The sequence below is a fragment of the Sphingomonas sanguinis genome, from assembly GCF_001476905.1.
Lineage (GTDB): Bacteria > Pseudomonadota > Alphaproteobacteria > Sphingomonadales > Sphingomonadaceae > Sphingomonas > Sphingomonas sanguinis_B.
In genome coordinates, this window is the sequence record NZ_LDTE01000008.1 from 16,142 (window position 1) to 42,333 (window position 26,192).

Here is a 26,192-nt window from a genome sequence, read left to right on the forward strand (position 1 = left end):
GAGGATGCAATTCCCCTTGATCCGCAACCTGGTCGGTCATCGGCGCGGCAACGTCCTGATGATGTTTGCGTTGGGGCTGCCCGCGCTGACCGCGTCGATCGGCATGGGCGTGGACTATGCCCGCGCGATGCAGGCGCAGACCAAGCTGAATGCGATCGCCGATGCGGCGGCGCTGTCGGCGGTCAGCAAGACCGCGATGGGCACCTCGGACAGTACGGCCAAGACCAATGCCGAGGCGCTGTTCCGCGCCATGGCGGCCAATGTGATCGGCACGGGCAGCGTGACGCTGACCAGCCTGACCATCCAGACGCCCACCGATGCCAGCGGCCGCCGCAATGCGACCGTCTCCTATGCGGCGGTGTCGAACAACATGTTCGCCAGTCTGCTCGGCGTGCAGAATCTGACCATTACGGGCAATTCGGCGACGACCAACGCGGTGGCGCCCAGTATCGATTTCTACATGCTGCTCGACGTGTCCGGATCGATGGCGCTGCCGACGACCAGCGCGGGCTTGGCCAAGGTGGGGGCCAGCAATGCGAGCAACTGCCAGTTCGCCTGCCACTCGACGAATGATTTGACCGGCAAGGATGCGAAGGGAAAGGTTACCGACTTGTACGGCGTCGCCAAATCCTATGGCCTGACGTTGCGTATCGATGACGAGGGCACGGCGGTGTCCAAGCTGACGACCAATGCCACCAATACGTCGAGCAAGAACGGTGCGAGCTATCAGATCGCGATCGCCACCTTCCGCGGCAAGGGCGGCTTTTCGATCCTGCAGACCAAGACGTCGGATATGCCGAAGGCGGCGACCACGACGAAAAATCTGACGCCATCGCTATTCTACCAGAACAGTTGCCCGACCTCTGCCTGCAAATCGACCGAGATCGGCTATAACGATGCCGATACCGGCACCAGCGATGCGATGGACCAGATCAACAGCCAGTTGATCACCGATCCGGGCAGCGGCATCGGTACGGATAAGCCGCAGGCGGTCATGTTCCTGATCACCGATGGGTTGCGGGACGAGCTTCGCGCCAACGGCAAGCCTGAATTCGCGGTCGATACGGCGAAATGCGATATGATCAAGGCGCGGGGCGTCCGCATCGCGGTGCTCTACACCGAATATCTGCCGTCCGCGCTGACCGGCGACGACTGGTCGCAGCGCAATGCCGCACCCTATCTCTACAAGATCGAGCCCGCGCTCCAGCGTTGCGCGTCGCCCGGCCTGTATACGAAGGTCTCGACCGACCAGGATATCTATGGCGCGCTGGACGTGATGTTCCAGACCGCGGTGGCGACCGCGCGCATCACCAAATAAGGCGTACCGCAGGCTGGCGAGGGGCGGGGGCTCAGCCCGCCAGCGCCTCGACCTCTTCGGCGAGTTCCAGCCAGCGCATCTCGGCCTCGTCCTTTTCCTCGCGCGCCTTTTCGATCGCCTTCATCAGCCGGTCGAACTGGGCGGGGTCCTTGGCATAGAGATCGGGATCGGCGAGCTTCGCCTCGTCGCGCGCGATCCCTGCCTCCAGCTCCTCGATCCGCTTGGGCAGCAGTTCATAGTCGCGCTGGTCCTTGTAGCTCAGCTTGGTCTTCGCCTGCACCGGCGCGGCGGGGGAGGGGGCGGCCTTGGCCGGAGCCTTCTTCGCCTCGGGCGCCGCCTTGCGCTTGGCGACCCAGTCGGCATAGCCGCCCGCGACCACGTCGACCGTCCCCGACCCGTCGAGGCCCAGCGTCACCGTCACCGTGCGGTCCAGGAAGTCGCGGTCGTGGCTGACGATCAGGACGGTGCCTTCATAATCGCCGATCACTTCCTGCAACAGGTCGAGCGTCTCCAGATCGAGATCGTTGGTCGGCTCGTCCAGCACGAGCAGGTTGGATTCACGCGCGAACTCGCGGGCGAGCAACAGGCGCGAACGCTCGCCGCCCGACAGCGTCCCGATCTTCGCCTCGGCCAGCGAGGGGTCGAACAGGAACTCCTTGAGATAGCCATGGATATGCTTGCGGACCCCGCGCACGTCGATCCAGTCGCCGCCGTCGGCCAGCACCTCGCGCACGCGCTTCTCGGGGGCCATCAGCTTGCGCTGCTGGTCGATGATCACGCCGTCCAGCGTCTTGGCGAGGAACACGCTGCCCTCATCGGGCTGAATCTCGCCGGTCAGCAGGCGGAGCAGCGTCGTTTTCCCTGCGCCGTTGGAGCCGACGATCCCGATCCGGTCGCCGCGCGTGACCTTCAGGCTCAGGTCCTTAATGATCGTGCGGTCGCCGTAACGCTTGGTGACATGCTCGGCCTTGATGACCTCCTTGGTCTTCACATCGTCCGACGCGATGCCCAGCTTGGCGGCACCCTGCGGCCCGATCATCGCGGCGCGGGTGGCGCGCATCTGGTGCAGTTTTTCCAGACGGCCCTGGTTACGCTTGCGCCGCGCGGTGACGCCGCGGTGGAGCCAATGCTCCTCGATCTTGAGTTTGGCGTCGAGCTTCTCGGCGGCGCGCTGTTCCTCGGCATAGACCTGTTCGGTCCAGGCGTCGAAACCGCCGAAACCGACTTCGTTGCGCCGCATCTGCCCGCGATCGAGCCACAGCGTCGACTTGGTGAGGCGGGTCAGGAAGGTGCGGTCATGGCTGATGACCACGAATGCGCCGGTGAAGCGCTTCAGCCAGTCCTCCAGCCATTCGATGGCGGCGAGGTCGAGATGGTTGGTCGGCTCGTCGAGCAGCAGCACGTCCGGGTTCATGGCGAGTGCGCGCACGATGGCGGCGCGGCGCTTCTCGCCGCCGCTGGCGGTCGAGGCATCGCGGGTCAGGTCGATGCCCAGCTGTCCGGCGATCGCCTCGGCCTCGTAGCTCTCCGGCGCGCCCTCGCCCGACAGGACATAGTCCATCAGCGTGGCGCACGCCGAAAGGTCGGGGTCCTGTTCGAGGTACACGACATGGGTGCCCGGCACGATCATGCGCCGCCCCTCGTCGGTATCGATGATTCCGGCGATCAGCTTCAGCAGCGTCGACTTGCCCGCGCCGTTGCGTCCGATCAGCGCCAGCCGGTCGCGCGGACCGATATGGATGTCGAGATGCCGGAAGAGCCAGCCCGAGCCTTGAACAAGGCCCAGGTCTTCATAGGAAAGAACGGGTGCTGCCATGATGATGTGGCAGTTAGGGGCGGATGCGGAACCCGGCAAGCACCCCATGCGCTGTCGCGCGGCTGCACGATCCATTCAGAGGCTGTTCAACGGTTGCCCGCTATGCCAGTTTCATGTCGATGACCGTCCTTCTGGCTCTGCTCGCCGCACCCATGGGCTCGCCCCCGATGATCGATCCTCCGATGATGATGGGGGGCGATCAGCGTCGCGGCGATCAGATGCGCGCCTATCAGCAGCGCAAGGAAGGCAATCTGTCGCTGCGCGAGATCGAGGCGCGGGTGGTGCCGACCATGCGCGATTCGCAGTATATCGGCTTCGACTATGACGCGCAGGCGGCGGTTTACACGCTCAAGTTCCTGCGCAATGGCACGGTCATCTGGGTGGAGGTGGACGGCCGCACGGGCAAGGTCATCGGTCGGACCGACGATTGACGGCCGGATCGGTCGGCGATTCCAGGACATTGACGCCATGAAGGTACAGGGAGTTTTACGATGCGCGTTCTGATCGTCGAGGACGAGCCCAATCTCGGCCAGCAGTTGAAGTCCACGCTGGAAGGGGCGGGCTATGCCATCGACCTCGCCACGGACGGCGAGGAAGGGCATTTCCTCGGCTCGACCGAAAGCTATGACGCGATCGTCCTCGACCTGGGCCTGCCCGAGATCGATGGGCTGACCGTGCTCGATCGTTGGCGCAAAGAGGGCAAGACGACGCCCGTCCTCGTCCTGACCGCGCGCGACAGCTGGTCGGACAAGGTCGCCGGGCTGGACGCGGGCGCCGACGATTATGTCGCCAAGCCCTTCCAGACCGAGGAGCTGATCGCCCGGCTCCGCGCGCTGATCCGCCGCGCGAGCGGCAACGCCTCGTCCGAACTGACCGCGGGCGATGTCCGCCTCGACACGCGTTCGGGCAAGGTCACGCGCGCGGGCGAGCCGGTGAAGCTGACCGCGCAGGAATATAAGCTGCTATCCTATCTGCTCCATCACAAGGGCAAGGTGGTCAGCCGCACCGAGCTGATCGAGCATATCTACGACCAGGATTTCGACCGCGACTCGAACACGATCGAGGTGTTCGTGACGCGCATCCGCAAGAAGCTAGGCCAGGACGTCATCACCACCATTCGCGGCCTGGGCTACAGCCTGGACGATCCGGCGGCTGGCGGTGCTGCGGCCTTGGCCGACTGACACGGGCGGATTCGTGAAGGACGGGGCCACCCTGCGCCCGACCCTGCGCACAGGGTCGTTGTCGCGTCGCATGATCCTGATCGCGGCGGCGTGGATTCTGGTCCTGCTGGCGGGCGGCGGCTTTGCGCTCGATCGGGTGCTGGTGTCGGCGGTCACGCAGAATTTCGACGATCGCCAAGCCTATGTGTTGAAGTCACTGCTGGTGTCGGCGGGGATCGATTCGCAGGGTGAGGTCTGGTTCAATCGCGAGCCTGCGGACCAGGGATTTCTGGAGCCGGGCTCGGGTGTTTATTGGCAGGTGTCGGGCAAGGGGCATGATCCCTTTCCGTCGCGGTCGCTCTGGGACCGGCGGCTTGCCTTTGGCCCGGCGCGCAACGACGACGACATCCACGTCTATAACAGCACGCAGTTCGCGGACGAAAAGCTGCGCATCGTCGAACGGGACGTCAAACTGCCCGGATCGGATGTCCGCTGGCGCTTCCAGGTGGCGCAGCGAACGACCGAACTCGACGCGCAGATCGGGGCATTGCGACGCATCCTGATCCGCAGCTTCGCGCTTCTGGGCGTGGGCCTGCTGCTGATGGCGGCGATGCAGACCTTTTACGGGCTCTATCCCTTGCGCCGCGTGCGCGAGGAGATCGCGGCGATGCGCGCGGGCAAGGCCGACCGGATTTCGGACGCCATGCCCAACGAGGTCGCGCCGATGGTCGAGGAGCTGAATGCGCTCATCGAGCATAACGAGAAACAGGCGGAGGAAGCCCGGCGCCATGCGGGCAATCTGGCCCATGCGCTCAAGACCCCGCTGACCGTCATCATGAACGCCGCCACCGCGCGCGCCGATGACTTGTCGGAAACCGTGATCCGCGAGGCGCGAACCATGCGGCGGCAGGTCGACCATCATCTGGCGCGCGCCCGTGCGGTCGGGCGGCGCGGGTCGGCGCACAGCCGCGCGGAAGTCTGGCCCAGCCTGCAATCGGTCGAGCGCGCGGTCGGGCGGCTCTACCGCCATGTCCGAATCGATGTGGACGGGCCGAAGGATCTGGTGGTCCATGTCGAGCGCCAGGACCTGGACGAGATGCTCGGCAATCTGGTCGAGAACGCAGCCAAATATGGCGGCGGCAGCGTCTTCGTGACGGTGGCGGCGCAGGCCGGGTTCGTCGAGATTCTGGTCGAGGACGACGGCACCGGCATCCCCGAAGACCAGCGCGTTCGCATCTTCGATCGCGGCGTCCGTTTGGACACCGGCAAGCCGGGCACGGGCCTGGGTCTCGCCATCGTGCGCGACGTGGCGGAAATCTACGGCGGCACCGTCGCGCTGGAGGAAAGCGAGGACCTGGGTGGGTTGCTCGTGCGGCTCCGGCTTCCGGCGGCGGTGGGGTAAGGCGTTACAATTTTCTGGTTCACGCGAAGCCGCGATGACGCGAAGAAAGAAGAGATTTGTTCGCGCGGAGGCGCGGAGAACGCGGAGAGGACGTAACCCGTGGTGCGCGCAGGACGTCCCAACAAGCCGATGAGAATGAGGAATGGCTGCGCCGCCGGGTACGACACCTCCGCGTTCTCCGCGCCTCCGCGCGAATCACATTTTTATCTTCGCGTCATCGCGGCTTCGCGCTAACAAAAATCAGGCCGCGACCCTTTCCAGTGTACCCATCGCCCGCGCCGCGATCCCGATCGAGCGCTTGCGCGCCTCATGGTCGAAGATCGAGCTGACCACCATCACCTCATCCACCTTGGTCCGCTCGACGAAGGCGGCGAGCTGGCGCTCCACGGTCGCGGGCGAGCCGATCGCCGAGCAGGACAGGACATGGTCCAGGATCGCCGACCCCTGTGCGCCCAGGCTCTCGCGATAGCCGGGGACGGGCGGGGGCAGCTTGCCCGGACGGCCGGTACGCAGCGCGACAAAGGCCTGTTGCTGCGAGCTGGCGAGCAGTTCGGCTTCCGCATCGGTGTCGGCGGCAAAGACGTTGAAGCCCGCCATCGCATAAGGCTTGTCGAGCACCGCTGACGGCCGGAAGTCGCGGCGATAGATGGCCAGCGCGTCGTCCAGCGCATCGGGCGCGAAGTGCGAGGCGAAGGCATAGGGCAGGCCCAACGCCGCGGCGAGCTGCGCGCCGTACAGGCTCGACCCGAGAATCCACATTTGCGGACGTGCACCCGCACCCGGCGTCGCGACGATGCCCGTCTGGCCATCATCGGCGAAATAGCTTTGCAGCTCCATCACGTCGCGCGGGAAGGCGTTGGGATCGCTGTCCAACGTCCGGCGCAGCGCGCGCGCGACGCGCTGGTCCGACCCCGGCGCACGGCCGAGGCCCAGGTCGATACGCCCGGGAAACAGCGCATCGAGCGTCCCGAACTGCTCGGCGATGGTCAGCGGTGCATGGTTGGGCAGCATGATGCCGCCTGCGCCGATGCGGATAGTCTTGGTCGCCTGCCCGACATGCGCCAGCACGACGGCGGTCGCGGCGGACGCGATGCCTGCCATGCCGTGATGCTCGGCGGTCCAGTAACGGTGATAGCCGACCGCCTCGGCATGGGCGGCAAGGTCGGCGGCGTTCGCCAGCGCCTGGGCCACGGTGCCGCCTTCGATGACGGGCACCAGATCGAGCAGGGAATAACGTGTCATGTGAGGGAGATGGGGACGCCCATCTCCGCTCGCCAGCCAAATCCGGGTATCAGAAGGTCAAGCCATACTTCATCGCCACGCCGCGTTCGGGTGGCAGGGCCGCGATATGCCCCGGATCTCGCCGCCAGAAGAGATGCGTCGACAGCTCGCCCGCGCCGACCATCACGCCGTGGCGCGCCTCGACCAGCAATTCGCGACCCCCGGGGGCCAGCGACAGCCGGTCGGTGGTCCAGCCGTCGACCGACGAACGGGCATAATCCCAATGCGTCGGGAAACGCAGGTCGAGCCCGCCGCTGTCCACCCGCAAAGGCTGCGACACGCGCAGGTCGAACCGGTCGCGACCGAACAGGCCGTTCTTGCCCGCCTCGACCGACCAGGACCGGCTTTGCAACAGGCCGCCGCCCAGATCGCCCTGCGCCCGCGTCCAACCGCTGCGCCAGCGGGCACCCAGGGTCCAGCCCCTCGAGTTCCGCCAGCGCGCGGCGGCATCGGCGAACCAGCTGACGCCCCGCGCCTGGCCCAGCGCACCGCCGAACCAGCCGCCCAGCACGGTCGATCGCTCCGCCAGCCGGGTCATGCCCAGCGTCGCGGCGACATCGCCCATCCGCCGGTCGAGCGTCACCGCGCTCTGGTCGTAACGCGGCGGCGCGGTGCCGGGGATGGGGGCGGCGAAGCGCCCGCTCTCGGCCATCACGCTCACGCCGATCCCGCCGACCATGTGCCGCATCGCGATCGAGGCGGTGGCGGCGCGGTCGACGCCGAAGCCGGGATCGGTCAGCAGAAAGGCCGCGCCCGCCTGTCCGGTCCAGCCCGCGACCATCGCATCGCCGCCGCTGGCGAAACCGACGCCGATGGCGGTGGCGGGGGTCAGGCTTTGGGTGACGCTGCCCGCGACGATCCGGCGGCCGGGGGCAGCGGCGTCGGCGGGCAGGATGGAGCGCAGCCGTGCCTCGCCGGGCATCTGCATCGCACTGGTCAGCGCGACCGAACGGGTGCCGTCGCTGACCACCGCGCCCTCGACCCGGCCAAGCAGCGCGGGCGACAGCATCGCGCGCGGGGACGCGCGGGCGATCGTGCCGGACAGATCGAGCGTATAGGCACGGGCATAGCCATCGAGCGCGATCAGCCCCACGCGCCCCGTCCGTGCATCGCCCATGGCCGGGGATAGCCGCGCATTGATGCCCATGGCGATGGCGGTGCCGCTCCCCGCCACGCTCATCGCGCCGACCGGCTGGAAGGCGGCGGTCAGGTCCAGCGTGCCGCGCCCATATACATCGTCGGTGCCGGTCGCACCGCTATCGCGCGCGGTGCGCAGCAATAGGTCGGCGATCTGCGCGCCGGTCAGGTTGGGAAAGGCCTGGGCGAGCAGGGCGGCCGCGCCGCTGATCTGCGGCGCGGCGAAGGACGTGCCCGACCAGAGATAGCGCGCCCCGGTCTCATCGGGCGCTTCCACTCGCTCGCCCAGCGCGCTGAGATAATGTGTGGCAGACTGTCCCGCCCGGTTGCTGAAAGACGATATGGTGCCCGTCTGCCCGACCGATCCGGCGATGATCACCTGTCCGCGCGCGACGCTCGTATTGTTGGCGATCTGCGCCATCAGCGTGGGGTTGGACTCGCCGTCGTTTCCAGCGGCGATCACGATGATCATGCCCGCCGCCGTCGCCCGCCCGATCGCGGCCAGCAGCGCGGCGGGCGGCGTGTCGTTGGAGCCCAGCGAGATGTTGACGATCCGCGCGCCCGCCACCCGGGCGGTGTCCAGTCCGCGTGCGATCGCGTCGGAGGAAAAGGAGCAACTGCCGCCCAGCCCGTTGCCGGGCGCGGTGCCGCTGCAACTGCCCGGCTGGTCGGCGCGCAGGATCAGCAGGGTCGAATCGAAGGCGACGCCCTGCGCCAGGTCGCCACCCCGCCCGCCTGCAGCGGTGAAGGCGACGGCGGTGCCGTGTCCGTCCTCGTCGCCCGTGCCCCGCGAACCCGCGACATCGGCCGAGGCGCTGGACACCCGGCCGTTGAACAGGCCGGTGCGCGTGTCCAGACCCGAATCGATGATGCCCAGCGTGACGCCCGCGCCCGTCGCCCCACGCTGATAGGCGGCGAGCGCGTTCATCGCCACCGCGCCCTTGGTCGCCCGGTATCCGGCGGTGTCGTAATTCTGGCTGGGCGTCGCGCTGCTCGTCGGGGAGGGCGTGGGCGTCGGGGTGGTGCCGGTGGAGGGCGGCGTCGGGGTCGACTGGATGCCACCGCCCGCGCCGCCACAGGCGCTCAGCGTGACACCTGCACAGGCCATCATCAGTCCGATACGGACGATGCGTCCTGCCCCCTGTGTCCTGCGCCCGTTCAACCCGTCCCCCTATCCCGCTTCTATCCTTGTCATAGAGGGGGGTGTGGCGGCTGCGAAAGCGCGATTTGATCAGGCTCTGACCGGCTTCGGGACGGTCGACCGATGGTAGAATCGGGGTGTGTGGGCCTGCTGCGCGGGCTTGCGACGGGCAGCCCCCGCGCCTACACGCTGGCCGCGATGCTGCCCGCTCTTGCCCATATCGACGCCTGGATCTTCGATCTGGACAATACGCTCTATCCGGCGAGCGCCAATCTGTTCGCGCATATCGACCGGCGCATGACCGCCTTCATCGGCGACCTGCTGGGCGTGGACCGCGAAGAGGCATTCCGCATCCAGAAGAGCTATTTCCATGCGCACGGCACCACGCTGGCCGGGCTGATGGCCGAGCATCAGGTCGATCCCGCCGTCTTTCTCGACTATGTCCATGATATCGAGATGGACGTGCTGGAAGAGGACGCGCCGCTCGCCGCCGCCATCGCGAAGCTTCCGGGGCGCAAGCTGGTCTTCACCAATGGCGACAAGCCCTATGCGTTGAAAGTGCTCGACCGGCTGGGCCTGGGCGGACAATTCGAGGCGGTGCACGACATCCATGCGATGGGCCTGGTGCCCAAGCCGCAGCCGTCCGCCTATGCCGGGCTCTGTTCGGCGTTCGACATCGATCCGACCCGCGCGATCTTCTTCGAGGACATGGCGCGCAATCTGGCACCGGCCAAGGCGATCGGGATGACGACCGTATGGGTCGACAACGGCTCCGAACAGGGGCCGGAGGGCGCCCGCGAACATATCGATTACACCGTCCACGCGCTGACGCCGTGGCTGATCAGCATATTGGAGGAATGACCATGAGCCAGGACCTCGCCGCCACCATCGACGCCGCCTGGGACAACCGGGCCGAGCTGACCTTTGCGACCCAGGGCGAAGAGCGCATCGCCGTCGACCGCGCGCTGGCGCTGCTCGACCGGGGCGAGGCGCGCGTGGCCGAGCCGGACGGCCATGGCGGCTGGACTGTCAACCAGTGGCTGAAGAAGGCGGTCCTTCTGTCGTTCCGCCTGAACGACAATGTGCTGATCGACAATGGTCCGGGCGCGGGCCACTGGTTCGACAAGGTGCCGTCGAAGTTCAGCGGCTGGTCGGAAGCCGACTTCCGCGCCGCCGGTTTCCGCGCGGTGCCCGGCTCGGTCGTGCGGCGCGGTGCGCATGTCGCCAAGGGCGCGATCCTGATGCCCAGCTTCGTGAACATCGGCGCCTATGTCGGTGAGGGCACGATGGTCGACACCTGGGCGACCGTAGGCAGCTGCGCGCAGATCGGCAAGAACGTCCACCTGTCCGGCGGTGCGGGTATCGGCGGCGTGCTGGAGCCGCTACAGGCCGATCCGGTCATCATCGAGGACGGCGCGTTCATCGGCGCGCGTGCCGAAGTGGCCGAGGGCGTGCGCGTCGGCGAGGGCGCGGTGCTGTCGATGGGCGTCTATCTCGGCGCATCGACCAAGATCATCGACCGCGAGACGGGCGAAGTCTTCCGGGGCCATGTGCCGCCCTATTCGGTGGTGGTGCCCGGCACGACGCCGTCGGTCGACGGCAAGCCGGGGCTGTACTGCGCGGTGATCGTCAAGCGCGTCGACGCACAGACGCGGTCCAAGACCAGCATCAACGACCTGCTGCGGGATTGATCCTTGGCACGCCCCCCTCCGCAAGCGGGAGGGGATGGGGGAGGGCAGGGCCACAAGCGATAGGCTCTGCGAGATTTCGAGCCCTCCCCAAACCCCTCCCGTCTACGGGAGGGGCTTAAGGTTCGCGCGAAGCCGGTAAGTCGCGAACAAAATCTCCTCTACTTCGCGTCCTCGCGGCTTCGCATGAACCCTTACAGCCCACCCGCTTCGCCAGCCACCGTGCGGCGGCCTCCGGGCTCTCCTTCGCCGCATCGTCGCGGTCGACCCGGTAGTTCGCCTCCCGCATCGCCTCGACCGGAATGCGATTCAACATCGGCCGTAGCGCCGCCACGAATTTCGCATCCCCCGCGCGATCCTTCGCCAGCAACAGCACCGCGTCATACCCCGGGATCGCCCGTTTCGGATCGCTCAGCACCGTCAGCTTGTCCGCCGCGATCCGTCCGTCGGAGGAAAAGGCGGAGATCACATCCGCCCGCCCGCTGCCCAGCGCCCGGTACATGAAGGTCGGGCTATAGGGCGTCATGCCGGCGAACCGCAGGCCATAGGCATCACGCACCGCCGCCCATTCGGGCCGGTCGAGAAACTCCAGATCGCTTCCCAGCTTCAATCGCGGTGCGACCCGCGCCAGATCGGCCAGCGACGTCACGCCCAGCCGTCGCGCCAGCGGAGCCTTCATCGCAAAGGCATAGGCATTCTCGAATCCCAGCGGCCCCAGCATCGCCACGTCGCGCGTCGCCGCCCAATCCTTGAGCGCGGCCAGCATCGCCGCGCGCGGTGGGGAGTCATGCCGGTGCATCGCGGTGGTCCACAGCGTGCCCGCATAATCGACATAGACATCGACCCGGCCCCCGGCCGTCGCCTCGAACGCCACGGTCGAGCCCAGCCCGTCGCGATAGCTGACATCGTAGCCCGCCCGGGTCAGCCGGTCGCCGATCAGTCGCGCGAGGATATATTGCTCGGAAAAATTCTTCGCGCCGATCACCACCCGCTGCCGCGCCGGGCCGCTCCGTGGCCAGAGCGGCTGCGTCGCCAGCGCACAACCCAGCGCCAGTGCGACCAGCCCACCGATCCACAGGGCTTTCCGCCGCGTCGCCAGCCCGCGCTCGATCAGCCCGATCAGCGCATCGACCGTGAGCGCCAGCAGGGCGGCGGCGAAACAGCCCGCCAGGACCAGCGCCCAGGCCTGGGTCTGGAGCCCGGCGAAGATCAGGTCGCCCAGGCTGGGCTGGCCCACCGTCGTCGACAGCGTGGCCGCACCGATCGTCCAGACCGCCGCCGTACGGATGCCCGCCGCCAGCACCGGCGCGACGAGCGGTACCTCGACCAGCCGCAGCTTTTGGGCCCGTGTCATGCCCACCGCATCGGCGGCTTGAAGGACGGCCGGGTCGAGGCCGATGAGCCCGGTCACCCCGTTCCGCAGGATCGGCAGCAAGGCGTAAAGGGTCAGCGCCAGCAGCGAGGGCAGGAAGCCCAAAGCCGGTATGCCGCCGCCGACCCATCCCGACAGGCTGAGCAGCACCGGATAGAAGAGCGCCAGCAGCGCCAGCGCCGGAATCGTCTGGACCAGGCTCGCCAATCCCAGCACCACCCGTGACAATCCCGGCCGCCGCGCGCAGGCAAAGGCCAGCGGCACGGCGATGACAATGCCGAGCAGCAGCGCGGCCATGCTGACGAGCACATGCTGGGCGAGCAGCGGCGGTACGCGGGCAAGGGCGTCGAGGAAGGCGCTCACCGGGCCAGTGCCGCCAGCCGCTCGGCCTGATGCCGGGGGACCGCCATCAGCGCCTGTGCGGTCTCGCCGCCTTGCCCTGCGACCAGTTCGGCGGGGGTGGCGTCAGCGACAATCCGCCCAGCCTCCATCACCAGCACGCGGGATGCGGCCAGCAGCGCCTCGGCCATGTCATGCGTGACCAGCAGCGTGGTCAGGCCTAGCCGCCCGTGCAGTTCGACCAGCCGCCCCGCCACCGCATCGCGGGTGACCGGATCAAGCGCGCCCAGCGCCTCGTCGAGCAGCAGGATGGGCGGCTCGGTGGCGAGCGCACGGGCGATCGCCACCCGCTGGCGCTGGCCGCCCGACAGCGCCTCCGGCATCCGCTCGGCGACGTCGCGGGGCAGGTCGACCAGATCGAGCAGTTCGGCCACCCGGCCTCCGACCTCTCGCCCGGCGATGCGCAGCCCGATCGCGATATTGGCCGCGACCGTCATGTGCGGGAACAGGCCGTGTTGTTGAAAGACATAGCCGATCCGGCGCCGCAGTTCATGGGCGGGTTCGGCGGTGACGTCCCGCCCGTCGATCAGGACGCGGCCTTGGTCGGGCCGCTCCAGCCGATTGATCATGCGCAGCAGGGTTGATTTGCCCGAACCCGATGCGCCGACCAGCGCGACGAGGTGGCCTTTGGCGATGGTCAGCGAAACATCGTCCACCGCCGCGACCGTGGCATAGCGGCGGCTGACCTGCTCCAGCGCGATCATGGGAATATCGTGATTCACGCGCCCCCAACGCCGGACGATCGCATTCCGCCTCACCCCGTCATCTTTCGGGGCTATGCCTTGCGTGCGCCAGCGGATAAGGCGCGTAAAACATGTTCAACAAGGCGGCCGAAATGACCGTCAGGAGAGTAAGATGACCCAGACCGCCAGCCAGGTTCTCGACCGCGTCCTCGTCCTCGAAATGGTACGCGTGACCGAGGCGGCGGCGATCGCCGCCTCCACGCTGGTCGGGCGCGGTGACGAGAAGGCGGCGGACGCGGCGGCGGTCGAGGCGATGCGCGCCGCGCTCAACGAACTCGACATGGACGGCACCGTGGTGATCGGCGAGGGCGAGCGCGACGAAGCTCCGATGCTGTTCATCGGCGAGAAGGTCGGCACCGGCAACGGCCCCGAGATCGACATCGCGCTCGATCCGCTGGAGGGGACGACGATCTGCGCCAAGGCGGGGCCGAACAGCCTGGCGGTGCTGGCGATTGCGGAAAAGGGCCATCTGCTCAACGCGCCCGATGTCTATATGGATAAGATCGCGGTCGGTCCGGGCTATCCGGCGGGCGTGATCGACCTGGATCGCAGCCCCAGCGACAATATTCGCGCCATCGCCGAGGCCAAGGGTGTGAAGCCCGGCGACATCACCGTCTGCGTGCTCGACCGGCCGCGTCACGAGGCGCTGATCGCCGAGCTGCGGGCACTGGGTTGCGGTGTGGTGCTGATCGGCGACGGCGACGTGGCGGGCGTAATCGCCACCACCGACCCGGAAACGACGATCGACGCCTATATGGGGTCGGGCGGCGCGCCGGAGGGCGTGCTGGCCTGCGCCGCGCTGCGCTGCGTCGGCGGGCAGTTCAAGGGGCGGCTGCTGTTCCGCAACGACGCCGAGCGGGCGCGGGCGCACAAATGGGGCGTGACCGACCTCGACAAGCAATATGACCTGACCGAGTTGGCGCAGGGCGACTGCATCTTCGCCGCGACCGGGGTGACCGACGGCTCGCTGCTGGCGGGGGTGAAGCGCCATGCGAAGGTGATGACGACCGAGAGCGTCGTGATGCGCGCCTCGTCGGGTACGGTCCGCTGGGTGAAGGGGCAGCATCGCCTGTGATCCCGGCGCCGGTCCTCGCCGCGCTTCTGTTGCTCGCCGCGCTGGGGGGCGTGTGGTGGTTCCAGAAGGGCGACTTGGGCGAGTATCGACGCTTCTGTGCACTGGACGACAGCCATTCGCGGCGGATGCGGTTCCGGCTTTGGCTGGCCCGATCGACGCTGGCGTTTCTGTTGCCGGTGCTGGTCGGGCTGGCGCTGCTCGGCCGGGCGGAAACCTGGGCGGTGATGCCGGGCGAGTTCGCGGCGGCGGCGGGCGTGATGCCGTCGATCTTCGACGATGATGGCGCGCTGTCGTCGCTGCTGATCGGCGGTGCTGCGGGTGGTCTGGTCGCCGGGGCACTAATCGCCCGCTTTTGGCGGCGCAAGCCGATCGGCAATGTCTCCGCGCTGCTGCCGCGCGAGCGGCGCGAGGTGAAATATGCGCTGGCGCTGAGCGTGACGGCCGGGGTGACGGAGGAGGCCTTCTTCCGCCTCTATCTGCCGCTGCTGGTCGCGATGCTGACCGGGCAGGCATGGATAGGCTTTGCCGCGTCGCTGATCCTGTTCGGGGCGATGCACCGTTATCAGGGCTGGGCCGGGGTGCTGGGCACCACCGCGCTGGGGGCGGTGATGACCGGGCTTTACCTGATGACCGGCAGCCTGTGGGTGGTGATGCTGGTCCACACGCTGGTCGATGTGAACGGGCTGGTGGTCCTGCCGTTGACCAATGGGGTGCTCAAGAAGTGATCCCGTTCCCCGGCGAAGGCCGGGGCCCAGTTCCTGCAAAATCCGTGGTGTGCCGAGACGTTGAGGGGGAGGCAAATGCCCGACATCCTCGATAGCGCACTGCAACTGGGCCCCGGCCTTCGCCGGGGAACAGATAGGCTTTAAGCCGCGCTCAGTTCTTCAGTCGCCAGCCGGTGCGGAAGATCCAGCCGATCCAGGCCAGGCACGCCAGCAGGAACAGCGCCGTCACGCCCAGGCTGACCCCCGGCGTCACGTCCGAGGTGCCGAAAAAGGTCCAGCGGAAGCCGTTGATCAGATACACGACCGGGTTGAACAGCGTCACCGTCCGCCACGGCTCGGGCAGGATCTTCACCGAGTAGAAAGCGCCGCCCAGAAAGGTGAGGGGGGTGACGATCAGCAGCGGGATGACCTGCAACTGCTCGAACCCCCGCGCCCAGATGCCGATGGCGAAGCCGAACAGCGAGAAGGTGGTGGCGACCAGCAACAGGTAGAAGACCATCGCGACCGGGTGCAGGATCGACAGGTCGACGAACAGATAGGCGGTGGCGAGGATGACGAGGCCGATCACCATCGATTTGCTCGCCGCCGCCCCCACATAGCCCAGCACCGTCTCGATCGGCGACAGCGGCGCGGACAATATCTCGTACATGGTGCCGGTGAATTTCGGCATATAGATGCCTAGGCTGGCGTTCAGGATGCTCTCCGAGAAGATGGAGAGCAGCATGAGGCCCGGCACGATGAACGCGCCATAGGGCACGCCCGAAACCTGGTTCATCGCCGATCCGATCGCGGTGCCGAACACCACGAAATAGAGGGTCGTGGTGATGACCGGCACCATCAGGCTGGTCCACACCGTCCGCCGGAACCGCGCCATCTCGAAACGATAGATCGACCAGATGCCATGCAGGTTCATGCGCGTGTCCCCTCGACCAGATCGACGAAGATGTCCTCCAGCGAGGATTTATAGGTTTCCAGATCGTTGAACCCGATATCCAGATCGCCCAGCTTGCGCAGCAGCGAGGGGATGCCGGTCCGCTCCGCGCGCGCGTCGAAGATGTAGCGCAGACGCTTGCCCTCATCCTCCAGCGACAGGTTCCATTCGGCCAGTTCGCCCGGGATCACCGCCATCGGCTCGGCCAGGGTCAGCACCATTTCGCGCTTGCCGAGCTTCTTCATCATCTCGGCCTTTTCCTCGACCAGGAGCAGCTTGCCTTTGGCGATCACACCCACCCGGTCGGCCATCTCCTCGGCCTCTTCGATATAGTGCGTGGTCAGGATGATGGTGACGCCGCGTTCGCGTAGGCGGTGGACCAGCTTCCACATGTCGCGGCGCAGTTCGACATCGACGCCCGCGGTCGGCTCGTCGAGGAAGAGGAGGTCGGGTTCGTGGGACAGCGCCTTGGCGATCAGCACCCGGCGCTTCATGCCGCCCGACAGCTCCATCAGCTTGGCATGGCGCTTGTCCCACAGCGACAGGTCGCGCAGCACCTGTTCGACATAGGCGGGGTTGGGCGCGCGGCCGAACAGGCCCCGGCTGAAATTCACCGTGTCGATGACCCGCTCGAACATGTCGACCGACAGCTCCTGCGGCACCAGTCCGACCTTGCGCCGCGCGGTCTTATAGTCGCGCAGGGCGTCATGCCCGTCGACGCGGATGGTCCCGGCCGAGGGCGTGACGATGCCGCAGACGATGGAAATCAGCGTCGTCTTGCCCGCGCCGTTCGGCCCCAGCAACGCGAAAATTTCGCCGCGTCGGATGGTCAGGTCGACCGGCTGAAGCGCGGTGACGCCGCCCTTATAGGTCTTGGTCACGCCCTCGACGGAGAGGATCGGGTCGGTCATGCGGCAGTCCCCCGTATTTGGCCCCCGTAGGAAGACCGCCGCTTTATCAATCGTTTCGGGCGGCGGCGATGGCCTTCTGCAATTCTTCCAGCGGCAACGCGCCCGACAGGATGCGGTTGCCGACGATCCAGCTGGGCGTACCGGTCAGGCCCAGCCGCCCGGCGGCTTCCAGGTTGCGGCGGATTTCGGCATCGGCCTGGGGCTGGAACGCCGCCATCTTGCTCATGTCGACGCCCGCCTTGGCGGCGGCGGCGGCGATGGTCGCATCGCTGACCGGGCCGCCGGCATACAGCGCGTCGTGGAAGGCGGCGAACTTGCCCTGCGAGGCGGCGAGCAGGCTGGCGCGTGCCGCCGCCTTGCTCGACGGGGCCAGGATCGGCAGCTCGCGATAGACGATACGCAGCTTGGGGTCGGCCTGGGTCAGTTGCTTGAGCAGCGGCAGGCTGGCGCGGCAATAGCCGCAATTATAGTCGTAGAATTCGACCAGCGTGACGTCGCCCTTGGGATTGCCGGTATAGGCATTGCCGAACGGCTTGGTCAGGTCGCCGCCGATCGCCGCCACCGCCTTGCCCTGTTCGCGGTCCTGCAACCGCTGCATCGCCTCCGGGATCACCTCCGGGTGGTCGAGCAGATAGGCGCGCACGCTGTCGCCCGATGTGCCGCCGGGCGTGACCATCGGGGCGAGCGCCAGCGCGGTGCCGCCGCCGACCAGGCCGCCCAGGACCGCGACGGCGGCCAATGTCTTCATGCCCATCAGCGGTGCTTCTTCTTCTTGGAACTGGCGGAGTCGGCAGAGGTCATGGCGATATCCTGCGCCCGAATCCATTCGGACGTATTGGGGGTGAGATTGGCCATCGCATAGCGGGCGCTCTGGATGGCGGTACGGTCGTCGCCCATCATGCTCGCCCGCTCGGCGGTGGCGAGCGCGGCGCGCGGCGTGTCGCCCAGCTGTTCATAGGCGGTGCCCAGCTGGACCCAGGCAAAGGGATTGTCCTCGTCGCGCTGGACCGCGACCTTCAATATCTTCACCGCCTCAGGCAGGTTGCGCTTGTCCTCGGTGGCGATCAGCGCATGGCCGAAGGTGGTGGCGATCAGGGCGTTCTGGCCCGACCCCATGGTCGCGGCGCGTAAAGGCGCCAGCGCCTCCTGCGGCTTGCCCGATTCGAGCAGGATCTGGCCCTCGATCTCCTGGAAATACGGGTCCTTGGGATCGCGCGTGATCAGGGCCGCGGCCTCCGCCTCGGCTTTGTCCGGATAGCCGCCCTTGTGATAGGCATAGGCGCGCGCATAATGCGCATACACGCTCTGGTCGCTTTCGGGATATTTGTTGAGCGTCTGCTCGGGCGGCGAGACATAGCCGAGCAGCTTGGCCTTCACCCGCAGGAAGCGCTCCTGAAGCTTGGCGTCGACCGGCTTGTTCCAGGCAGGCGAGGCCTTGAGATCGTCGGTCAGCGACTGGATACGCACCGCCGACAGCGGATGGGTCTGCGCGAACGGATCAATGTTCGTATAGCCGTAGCGATATTCCTGGTTCTGCAGCTTTTTGAAGAAGCTCAGCATGCCCTTGCCGGTGACCCCGGCGGTGGTCAGATAGCGGGCGCCCGCCGCGTCGGCGGCCGATTCCTGGTTGCGGCTGAACGCCAGGACATTGCTCATCGCCGCCTGCTGGCCCGCCGCCATCATGCCCATGCCCGCCGCGCCGCCACCCAGGGCCACGGTGGCCAGGCCCAGCACCATCGACAACAGCTGCATCTTCATCGCGGGCTTCATCGCCTGTTCGCTGAGCACGACATGGCCATCGGCGATATGGCCCAGTTCGTGCGCGACGACGCCCTGCACCTCGTTCACATTCTCGGCCGCCTGGAGCAGGCCCGAATGGACATACACGATCTGCCCGCCCGCGACGAAGGCATTGATCGAATCGTCGTTGATCAGGACGATCTTCACATCGCGCGGGTTCAGCCCGGCTGCCTTGATAATGGGCGCGGACATGTCGGCGAACAGCGCCTCGGTCTCGGCATCGCGCAGGATCGACTGCGCGGCGGCCGGCTGCGCCCAAAGGACGGCCGTGGCGGCGAAGGCTGCGATCAGACGCTTCATGATACCTCTATCGTCGGGTCGGCTTCGCGACACAACCGGCTTTGCATTTCGGAACAGGATGGGCAGGCTGTGCCACGACATGGCTGAACGCCGGGCGAACGGGAGGGGGCGCGCATGATGATGGGGACGTTCGACAGGCCGCCGGTGTTCCCGATGCCGGACCTGCCGCGCTGCGTGGTGCCGGGCGCGGGGCCGGTGGTCGGGCGAATGGGCGCCTTGCCGGAGCCGGTGCGGCTGGCCGTCGTGGCGGCGGTGGGCGGGCCGGTGGCCGAGGCGGGGGCGCCGTTCCAGGTGTCCGACATGGTGCGTCCGGACTCGCCGCCCCGGACTCGCTTCCTGCGCGCCTATCGGGTCCGCGACCGCTGGCTGGTCTGGGTCGAGCAGGGCGGGATCGGGCATGGCTTTCGCGTGCTGGCGTTCCGGGACGCGCCGCAGCGGGCCGACGTGCCGGTGACGGTGTCGGGGGGTGGCAAGGGCAAGCTCTGCACCGTGTCGCTGGCGGTGGCGGCCAAGTAAGCGCCCCTCACCCTTCCGCGTCTCACTCCCTCTCCGGCTGGGGGAGGGAGGGGTGAGGATGGTTTAAGCGGATCGGCAATCCCCATTCCTCCCCTGTAAGGGGAGGGGGACCATGCGCAGCATGGTGGAGGGGTGTCGCCCTCTCGGTAGCGGGACACCCCTCCGTCAGGGCTTCGCCCTGCCACCTCCCCTTCCAGGGGAGGAATGGGTGACCGCCAATCCGGACTCTTCCCCAACAAAAACGCCCTCCTTCCGCTGGGGAAGGAGGGCGTTCTCGCGTCGGCTGTAACGGGTGTCAGGCGCCGAAGGTGCGCTGCCACCAGCCGCGACGCGGGGTTTCGGTCGAGGTGCTTTCCTCGGTCGCTTCCTCCGCAGGGGCGGGTTCGGCGGCGGGGGTTTCCTCGGCGACCGGTTCCGCCGCTGCCTTCGGCGCGGGCTTCTTGCGGACGCGCTTGGGCTTGGCCGGGGCTTCGGCTTCGGCCGCAGGGGCTGCTTCCTCGGCGGCCGGTTCGGCGGCGACCTTCGGTGCGGCCTTCTTGCGGACGCGCTTCGGCTTGGCCGGAGCCTCGGCCTCAACCACAGGAGCCTCGGCAGCGGGCGCTTCCTCGGCCACCGGCGTCTCGACCGTCTCGGTCACGACCGGCGCGGCCTTGCGAGCGCGCGGACGGCGGCGGGTCTTGGGCGCTTCGGCTTCGGCTTCGACCTCGGCGATGACCAGCGGCGTGGTGACCGGCGCGGCGTCGCCCGCCTCGATCGGTTCGGCGATGGTCAGCGGCTCATCCGCGGCGTCGTCCGAAGCGTCCTCGGCCGCAGCCTCGATCGCGTCGTTCGTGCCGCCCTCGTTCCGGCGACCGCCACGGCGACCGCGACGTCCGCGACGGCGGCGACCGCCTTCGCGCGGCTCCGACTCGGTCGCATCGACCGGCTCGGCGGTCTCGTCCTCAGCCTGCTCGTCGGCGTCCTCGGCTTCCGCCTCTTCGGTGTGCTCGGCATGGTCCTCGCCCTCGGCACCGCCACGGTTGCGGCGGCCACGGCGGCGGCGACGGCGCTTGCGGCCACCGCCTTCGCCCTCTTCGCGCGGCTCGCGGGGAGCAGCGGCTTCGGTCGCGGCCTCCTCGGCCTCTTCCTCGTCCTCTTCTTCCTCGATCTCGTCGATCAGATCGTCCTCATCCTCCTCGACGGGCAGGAGCGTGTCGATCTTGGGCGCATAGGCGGGTGGCGGGCCCGACGCCTCGACGGTCATGCGCGCACCCTCTTCCTCGCGGTCGGGTATGATCTCGACGGTCACGCCATAGCGATCCTCGATCTCGGCGATGTCGGCGCGCTTGCGGTTCAGGACGTAGACGGCGGCTTCCTGGCTGGCACGCAGCGTCAGGATCGAGCCGCGACCGCGCGCGGCCTCATCCTCGATCAGGCGCAGCGCCGACAGGCCCGAGGACGAGGCGGTGCGGACCAGGCCCGTGCCCTCGCAATGCGGGCAGGGGCGCGTCGAGGCTTCCAGAACGCCCGTGCGCAGGCGCTGGCGGCTCATTTCCATCAGCCCGAAGGACGAGATGCGGCCGACCTGAATACGGGCGCGATCGTTCTTCAGCGCCTCCTTCATCGCCTTCTCGATCTTTCGGACATTGGAGTTGTTGTCCATGTCGATGAAGTCGATGACGACGAGGCCCGCCATGTCGCGCAGACGCAGCTGGCGCGCGATTTCCTGCGCGGCTTCCAGATTGGTCGCGGTCGCCGTCTGCTCGATATTATGCTCGCGGGTCGAACGCCCGGAGTTGATGTCGATCGAGACGAGCGCCTCGGTCGGGTTGATGACCAGATAGCCGCCCGACTTCAGCTGGACGACCGGATTGTACATCGCGGCCAGCTGATCCTCGACATGCGCGCGCTGGAACAGCGGCACGGCATCGGCATATTGCTTCACCCGGCGGGCATGCGTCGGCATCAGCAGGCGCATGAAGTCCTTCGCCTGGCGATAGCCTTCCTCGCCCTCGACGATGACTTCCTCGATCTCGCGATTATAGATGTCGCGGATCGCGCGCTTGATCAGGTCGCTGTCGCCATAGATCAGCGCGGGCGCCGACGAGTGCAGCGTCTTTTCGCGGATGCCGTCCCACAGGCGCGCCAGATAGTCGAAGTCGCGCTTGATCTCGGTCTTGGTCCGTTGAAGACCCGCGGTGCGGACGATGCAGCCCATGGTCGAGGGCAGCGCCATGTCGGCCATGATCGACTTCAGCCGCTTGCGGTCGGCCGCGTTCGAGATCTTCCGGCTGATGCCGCCGCCGTGGCTGGTGTTGGGCATCAGCACGCAGTAGCGGCCCGCCAGCGACAGGTACGTGGTCAGCGCCGCGCCCTTGTTGCCGCGCTCTTCCTTGACGATCTGGACCAGCAGCACTTGGCGGCGATGGATGACGTCCTGGATCTTGTAGCGGCGACGCAGATTCTGGCGACGCTGGCGCAGCGCCTCGACCTGGTCGTCGTTGACGGTCGACTTGCGCGGGCGCGGCGCGGCCTCGCCGTCCTCGTCGTCATGATGGTCGTCGGCGTGATCGTCATGATCGTCGCCGTCGTGATCCGCGTGATCGTCATCATCCTCGGCGTCGAGCTCGGCGCGCAGCGCGGCTTCCTCGGCGGCGTGTTCGGCCTCTTCGCGGAGCAGGGCTTCGCGATCTTCCTTGGGGATCTGGTAATAGTCGGGGTGGATTTCCGAAAAGGCCAGGAAGCCGTGACGGTTGCCGCCGTAATCGACGAACGCCGCCTGCAGTGACGGTTCGACGCGGGTCACCTTGGCGAGGTAGATATTGCCCTTGAGCTGCTTGCGCTCGGCCGACTCGAAGTCGAATTCTTCGATCCGGTTACCCTTGACGACGGCCACCCGGGTCTCTTCCCGGTGGCGTGCGTCGATCAGCATACGCGTGGTCATTATGAAGTCTCCACGCGCGCGCCGGGCCTGGTGGCAGCCGTCGCGCGCGGTAAATAGGATGGGCGGCGGCGCGGGGCGCCGGTCCGCTGGAAAAAACGGAAAGCGTGCCGCTCTCAGCCGCAGCACCGGCAACGGGGCCGGGGCGGACCCACGACACCGCGATCCCACCGGCACAGGCCGGTCGGTCAGCGGGGTGGATCATATGCGTCATGCGAGCGTCAACCTGGTTGGCCCGGGCGCGAAGTCTCTCGCAGTCCCGTTCCTTGGAGATGGCCCCGCCCCGATCGGTTGGGAGAGGTTGATCGGGGCCGGGGTCCGCAGATGTGCTAGCATCATCGGAACGTTTGCGCAACAGGCGGAAAACTGCCGATTTCGTCGGCAAAAAAATGCCGAATTTTGTGTTAACCAATGGCTGAAAGCCCTGCGTCAGCTAGCGGCTTCTATCCCGGACCCGTCGATCGGAGGATCGCCAAAAAGGGTTTGGGTACGATGGCTTTTCGCTGGACCAGCGGCAGGCCGGCACGGCATATCCCCCGTGTCGTGCTGATGTTGTTCGCTTTTCTGTTCGGGCTGTTCGCGCCGGTCAGTGCGCTGGCCGCGACGGTGCAGAGGGTCGTGGTGCGCGGTGCGCAGCTGATCATCCGGTTCGATTCGCCCGTGAAGCGCGCGCGCAGCGTCATGCTGAACGAGCCGCGTCGCGTGGCGATCGACGTGACCGGCGCGTCGCCCGGTTCCAGCACGGTCCGCCAGGGTACGGTGCGCGGCCTGACCCAGACGCTGATCAAGCCCGGCGTCACCCGCCTGACCTTCTCGCTGGCGCAGGATGCGACGATCTTCGACGGCGGATTCGACGATGACGCGCGGCAGCTCTCGCTGACGCTGAAGCCGGTGCGCCAGGGCTATACCCAGGCGAGCTTTGCGGGCGGGCTCGACTTCTTTCCGTTCCATTTCCAGCGCAAGCCCGCCTATACCCTGACCGTGCCCGTGCCGAGCCCCGCGCGCGCTCTGCCGCTGCCGCGCGTGAAGGGCGCCGACAACCGGCCGCTTGTGGTGATCGATGCGGGCCATGGCGGGGTCGATCCCGGCGCGATCAACCCGGTCACGGGCCTGCGCGAAAAGGACGTGACGCTGGCCATCGCCAAGGCGATCCGCGACACGCTGGTCGCCAGCGGCCGGGTGCGTGCCGCGCTGACCCGCGAGGACGACCGTTATATCCTCCACCGCGAGCGTTACGGCATCGCGCGTCGGCTGCATGCCGACCTGTTCATCTCGATCCACTGCGACAGTGCGGGCGCGGGCGAGGCACGGGGGGCCACCGCCTATACCCTGTCCGACGTCGCCTCCGACAAGGAAGCCGCGCGCCTCGCGGCGCGCGAGAACAAGGCGGACGTGATCGCGGGTGTCGATCTGGGCGGCAACAGCGACGTCTCGACGATCCTGATCGACCTGACCCAGCGCGAGACGATGAACGACTCGGCCAGCTTCGCGCGTCTGCTGGGCCGCGAGGCGCAGCCGCTGATCCCGGTGAAGCCGGTCTTCCACCGCATGGCCTCGCTGATGGTGTTGAAGGCCCCCGACATGCCGTCGATCCTGTTCGAGACGGGCTATATCTCGAACATGCAGGACGCGGCGTTCCTCAGCAGCAAGGACGGCCAGGAGCGGATTGCGAAAGCGGTATTGCAGGCGGTCGAGGTGCATTTCGCGCGACGGATGGCGTCGCGGTAGGGGGTGAACACCGTCCCGACGGTGACGTTCCGCACGCGTCTTTCCATCGCATTTTGTCGGTTATTGCCTTAAAATGTTGCTGGCGGATTGGCCGTTGACCGTTCGGTAGTCGTCGACAATATTGGCGCCTGCGGCCAAGTTGTCGCGCGATCGGTGTCGAGGAGAGACGATGTCGAACCGGCAGAAAACCGAAATTCTCGGCGGCTTTGGGTGGTTTTTTTCCACCAAAGGCAGGGCCGGTCCTATCCGTTTCATGGCGGTGGCGCTCGCTATGGTCGTCGTCGTCAGCTTGGTTGTCTGGGGCATTGTGGCTCTTGACGCGGCGACCTACCCGATACTTGGCGCATTGGCGGGCGCGGCGCTCGCCAAGCTGTTCGCCGAAGCAGGGCGGCGATGTCATGATCTGGGGCGCAGGGCGACGCTTGGCGCGGTGGTCCTTATCGGCGCGCTGGGCGCAGTCCTTTCTATTCTCTCGCTCCTGATCGTGGGCGCGACGGCCATCGGCATTGGCGTGGTCGTCGCGCTTGTGTTCGTGTTCACGTTTCTCCGTCCGGGGCAGTCCGGCGCCAATTCTCATGGCGTGCCGCCACCGGGGCCATTGCAGGTCAGCAGGCCGGACGCCGGGCCAGTGGATCGTGGCAGTTTGGCCTGGGCAGGGGTCTCGATCCTGGGCTGTGCTGCGATAGGCCTGGCCATCCAGACGACGACCGATAGCATTCGTGCCGATCGCGAAAGTCGCTATACCTTCTCGATAGGGTCGCTGGCTGTCGCAAGGGTGATGGAAGGATGACGGCTGCGGCGTTCGAGCGGATGAATCATGCGCGCGCCATCCTTCAACGGTTCGCCAGTGCGGGTCGCCCCGCTGGCGCAAAACCGCCCTCGGTCTCCGCGTTGCAACAAAGTCCCGTAGGCTGGCCGGTGGCTCGCGACGATCTCGTGACGCAGATCGACGCGAGGCTGCGCGGGACCAGCATGCCGCGACAACTGGCGACGTCCTATTGTGGCCCGGCAGCCTTTCTGTACTGCATCCTGAAGGATCGACCGGACATCTATGTGTCCTATGCGGTCGCGCTGTGGGAGACAGGGCATTACACCTTCAGGACTGGCGTGGGGCATGTCGAGGTAGAGTCGGCGGATCGGACCAAGGCCAGCTTGGCGGCGATCGCGGGGCGGCGAAGGGGCAAGGAGCAAATCTCCCACCTCGACTGGATGACGATGGCTGCACTGAGTGCATCGACCCGCCCGCTCTCTGCCCTGCGCAGGGGCGCAGGACCTGACGACGTGGGCCTGTCGATCACCTATCCCTGGGTTTTGAAACAATGGTTTCAAGCTGGCGGATCGCGACCGCAGGTCGACAGCATGGGACTGGGCGCGTTGAAATCGGGCCTCTTCATGTTCGCCAATCTGATGCGCTTCTGGCGTTCGCATTGGCTCGTCATTCAGATTGATTCCAGCCTGGTGACGACCGGCACCCCCAACACGTTCGAGCAACGACATTGGGTCGTCGTCAATCCGAATTTCCAGCCCAGGGTTCGCCGTGAGGGAAAGGGACCTTGGATCGCAATGGGCGACATCATGTCTGATTTCTGGAAGGTACCTCAGGAGCAAGTGGTCCGAGCCATGGAGGGCGCTCATCTGGCCGATTGGCCGATGGAATTGAGTCTGGTAACGTGGGGCAAGGAGGATTTTCGGACCAGAATGACGCGCCTCGGTGATATTCCGGCGCGCTTCTATGGTGGATATGCCTTTCCACATTTTCGCTGACAGATGTTTTCTCGGCTGGGCTGCTCCAACGGCTCAGCAACTCCGCTGGCATAGGCGCGCATACG

At 67.0% G+C, this 26,192-nt stretch carries 22 protein-coding genes; 12 read left to right on the forward strand and 10 right to left on the reverse strand.

The genetic code is table 11. The features are described from left to right. The first annotated feature begins 4 nt into the window (after window positions 1-4). Entirely contained in the window at window positions 5-1,318 is a 1,314-nt protein-coding gene (locus SB4_RS01895) for a TadE/TadG family type IV pilus assembly protein (protein ID WP_058751192.1), read from the forward strand. 31 nt (window positions 1,319-1,349) lie between these two features. On the opposite strand, the gene SB4_RS01900 is transcribed toward SB4_RS01895, so the two are convergent. After that, on the reverse strand, window positions 1,350-3,134 hold the full coding sequence (locus SB4_RS01900; protein WP_058751193.1) for an ABC-F family ATP-binding cassette domain-containing protein: 1,785 nt from the start codon (window positions 3,132-3,134) through the stop codon (window positions 1,350-1,352). A 113-nt stretch (window positions 3,135-3,247) separates the two neighbouring features. Here SB4_RS01900 and SB4_RS01905 point away from each other — a divergent pair, with 113 nt between their 5' ends. Genes SB4_RS01905 through SB4_RS01915 form a run of 3 tightly spaced genes read left to right on the forward strand, consistent with a single transcriptional unit; the run spans window position 3,248 to window position 5,696 of the window. Next, complete coding sequence (locus SB4_RS01905) at window positions 3,248-3,565, forward strand: PepSY domain-containing protein (RefSeq protein WP_153006015.1); 318 nt, start codon at window positions 3,248-3,250, stop codon at window positions 3,563-3,565. Window positions 3,566-3,625: 60 nt separating this feature from the next. Next, window positions 3,626-4,315, forward strand: coding sequence for a response regulator transcription factor (locus SB4_RS01910; RefSeq protein ID WP_058751194.1), 690 nt, complete (start codon window positions 3,626-3,628; stop codon window positions 4,313-4,315). A 13-nt stretch (window positions 4,316-4,328) separates the two neighbouring features. Beyond that, window positions 4,329-5,696, forward strand: a complete 1,368-nt coding sequence (locus SB4_RS01915; RefSeq protein ID WP_058715408.1) for a sensor histidine kinase — start codon at window positions 4,329-4,331, stop codon at window positions 5,694-5,696. Between the two features lie 240 nt (window positions 5,697-5,936). Here the strand turns inward: SB4_RS01915 and SB4_RS01920 are convergent, their stop codons facing one another. Together SB4_RS01920 and SB4_RS01925 are read right to left on the reverse strand one after the other, a co-directional pair. Further along, window positions 5,937-6,938 carry an LLM class flavin-dependent oxidoreductase gene (locus tag SB4_RS01920; RefSeq protein ID WP_058751195.1) on the reverse strand — a complete coding sequence of 334 codons (1,002 nt, stop codon included), beginning with the start codon at window positions 6,936-6,938 and terminating at the stop codon, window positions 5,937-5,939. A gap of 49 nt (window positions 6,939-6,987) precedes the next feature. After that, complete coding sequence (locus SB4_RS01925; protein ID WP_241488442.1) at window positions 6,988-9,276, reverse strand: S8 family peptidase; 2,289 nt, start codon at window positions 9,274-9,276, stop codon at window positions 6,988-6,990. A gap of 177 nt (window positions 9,277-9,453) precedes the next feature. On the opposite strand from SB4_RS01925, the gene SB4_RS01930 reads away from it, so the two are divergent. Further along, a complete protein-coding gene (locus SB4_RS01930) occupies window positions 9,454-10,116 on the forward strand; it encodes a pyrimidine 5'-nucleotidase (protein WP_058715409.1) in 663 nt (220 codons plus the stop codon). 2 nt (window positions 10,117-10,118) lie between these two features. After that, a complete protein-coding gene (dapD, locus tag SB4_RS01935) occupies window positions 10,119-10,946 on the forward strand; it encodes a 2,3,4,5-tetrahydropyridine-2,6-dicarboxylate N-succinyltransferase (protein WP_058751197.1) in 828 nt (275 codons plus the stop codon). Between the two features lie 115 nt (window positions 10,947-11,061). On the opposite strand, the gene SB4_RS01940 is transcribed toward dapD, so the two are convergent. After that, window positions 11,062-12,678 carry a glycine betaine ABC transporter substrate-binding protein gene (locus tag SB4_RS01940; RefSeq protein WP_241488443.1) on the reverse strand — a complete coding sequence of 539 codons (1,617 nt, stop codon included), beginning with the start codon at window positions 12,676-12,678 and terminating at the stop codon, window positions 11,062-11,064. After that, complete coding sequence (locus SB4_RS01945) at window positions 12,675-13,418, reverse strand: ATP-binding cassette domain-containing protein (protein ID WP_058751198.1); 744 nt, start codon at window positions 13,416-13,418, stop codon at window positions 12,675-12,677. Before SB4_RS01945 ends, SB4_RS01940 begins: the two co-directional genes overlap by 4 nt. A gap of 151 nt (window positions 13,419-13,569) precedes the next feature. Between SB4_RS01945 and glpX the strand changes: the two genes are divergently transcribed. Both glpX and SB4_RS01955 read left to right on the forward strand, forming a co-directional pair. Continuing rightward, window positions 13,570-14,532 carry a class II fructose-bisphosphatase gene (gene glpX, locus SB4_RS01950; protein WP_058715388.1) on the forward strand — a complete coding sequence of 321 codons (963 nt, stop codon included), beginning with the start codon at window positions 13,570-13,572 and terminating at the stop codon, window positions 14,530-14,532. After that, entirely contained in the window at window positions 14,529-15,257 is a 729-nt protein-coding gene (locus tag SB4_RS01955) for a CPBP family intramembrane glutamic endopeptidase (protein WP_058751199.1), read from the forward strand. Before glpX ends, SB4_RS01955 begins: the two co-directional genes overlap by 4 nt. Before the next feature lie 151 nt (window positions 15,258-15,408). Here the strand turns inward: SB4_RS01955 and SB4_RS01960 are convergent, their stop codons facing one another. From SB4_RS01960 to SB4_RS01975, 4 genes are read right to left on the reverse strand one after another with little or no spacing between them, the layout of a single operon-like run. Further along, the gene (locus SB4_RS01960) at window positions 15,409-16,170 is read right to left on the reverse strand and encodes an ABC transporter permease (protein ID WP_058715390.1); all 762 of its coding nucleotides are present in this window, start codon (window positions 16,168-16,170) and stop codon (window positions 15,409-15,411) included. Then, window positions 16,167-17,099 carry an ABC transporter ATP-binding protein gene (locus SB4_RS01965; RefSeq protein ID WP_058751200.1) on the reverse strand — a complete coding sequence of 311 codons (933 nt, stop codon included), beginning with the start codon at window positions 17,097-17,099 and terminating at the stop codon, window positions 16,167-16,169. The genes SB4_RS01960 and SB4_RS01965 overlap by 4 nt, the downstream gene beginning before the upstream one ends. A gap of 46 nt (window positions 17,100-17,145) precedes the next feature. Next, entirely contained in the window at window positions 17,146-17,853 is a 708-nt protein-coding gene (locus tag SB4_RS01970) for a DsbA family protein (RefSeq protein ID WP_058751201.1), read from the reverse strand. Then, window positions 17,853-19,199 carry a M48 family metalloprotease gene (locus SB4_RS01975; RefSeq protein ID WP_058751202.1) on the reverse strand — a complete coding sequence of 449 codons (1,347 nt, stop codon included), beginning with the start codon at window positions 19,197-19,199 and terminating at the stop codon, window positions 17,853-17,855. The genes SB4_RS01970 and SB4_RS01975 overlap by 1 nt, the downstream gene beginning before the upstream one ends. A gap of 114 nt (window positions 19,200-19,313) precedes the next feature. On the opposite strand from SB4_RS01975, the gene SB4_RS01980 reads away from it, so the two are divergent. Beyond that, window positions 19,314-19,715 (forward strand): hypothetical protein, encoded by a 402-nt coding sequence (locus SB4_RS01980; protein WP_058751203.1) that lies wholly within the window; start codon window positions 19,314-19,316, stop codon window positions 19,713-19,715. A 295-nt stretch (window positions 19,716-20,010) separates the two neighbouring features. Here the strand turns inward: SB4_RS01980 and SB4_RS01985 are convergent, their stop codons facing one another. Continuing rightward, a complete protein-coding gene (locus SB4_RS01985) occupies window positions 20,011-22,638 on the reverse strand; it encodes an Rne/Rng family ribonuclease (RefSeq protein WP_241488444.1) in 2,628 nt (875 codons plus the stop codon). 489 nt (window positions 22,639-23,127) lie between these two features. On the opposite strand from SB4_RS01985, the gene SB4_RS01990 reads away from it, so the two are divergent. From SB4_RS01990 to SB4_RS02000, 3 genes are all read left to right on the forward strand, one after another. Next, a complete protein-coding gene (locus SB4_RS01990; RefSeq protein WP_058733661.1) occupies window positions 23,128-24,363 on the forward strand; it encodes an N-acetylmuramoyl-L-alanine amidase in 1,236 nt (411 codons plus the stop codon). A 169-nt stretch (window positions 24,364-24,532) separates the two neighbouring features. Continuing rightward, entirely contained in the window at window positions 24,533-25,153 is a 621-nt protein-coding gene (locus SB4_RS01995; RefSeq protein ID WP_058751205.1) for a DUF805 domain-containing protein, read from the forward strand. After that, window positions 25,150-26,127 carry a hypothetical protein gene (locus SB4_RS02000; protein ID WP_058751206.1) on the forward strand — a complete coding sequence of 326 codons (978 nt, stop codon included), beginning with the start codon at window positions 25,150-25,152 and terminating at the stop codon, window positions 26,125-26,127. The genes SB4_RS01995 and SB4_RS02000 overlap by 4 nt, the downstream gene beginning before the upstream one ends. Window positions 26,128-26,192: the final 65 nt, after the last annotated feature.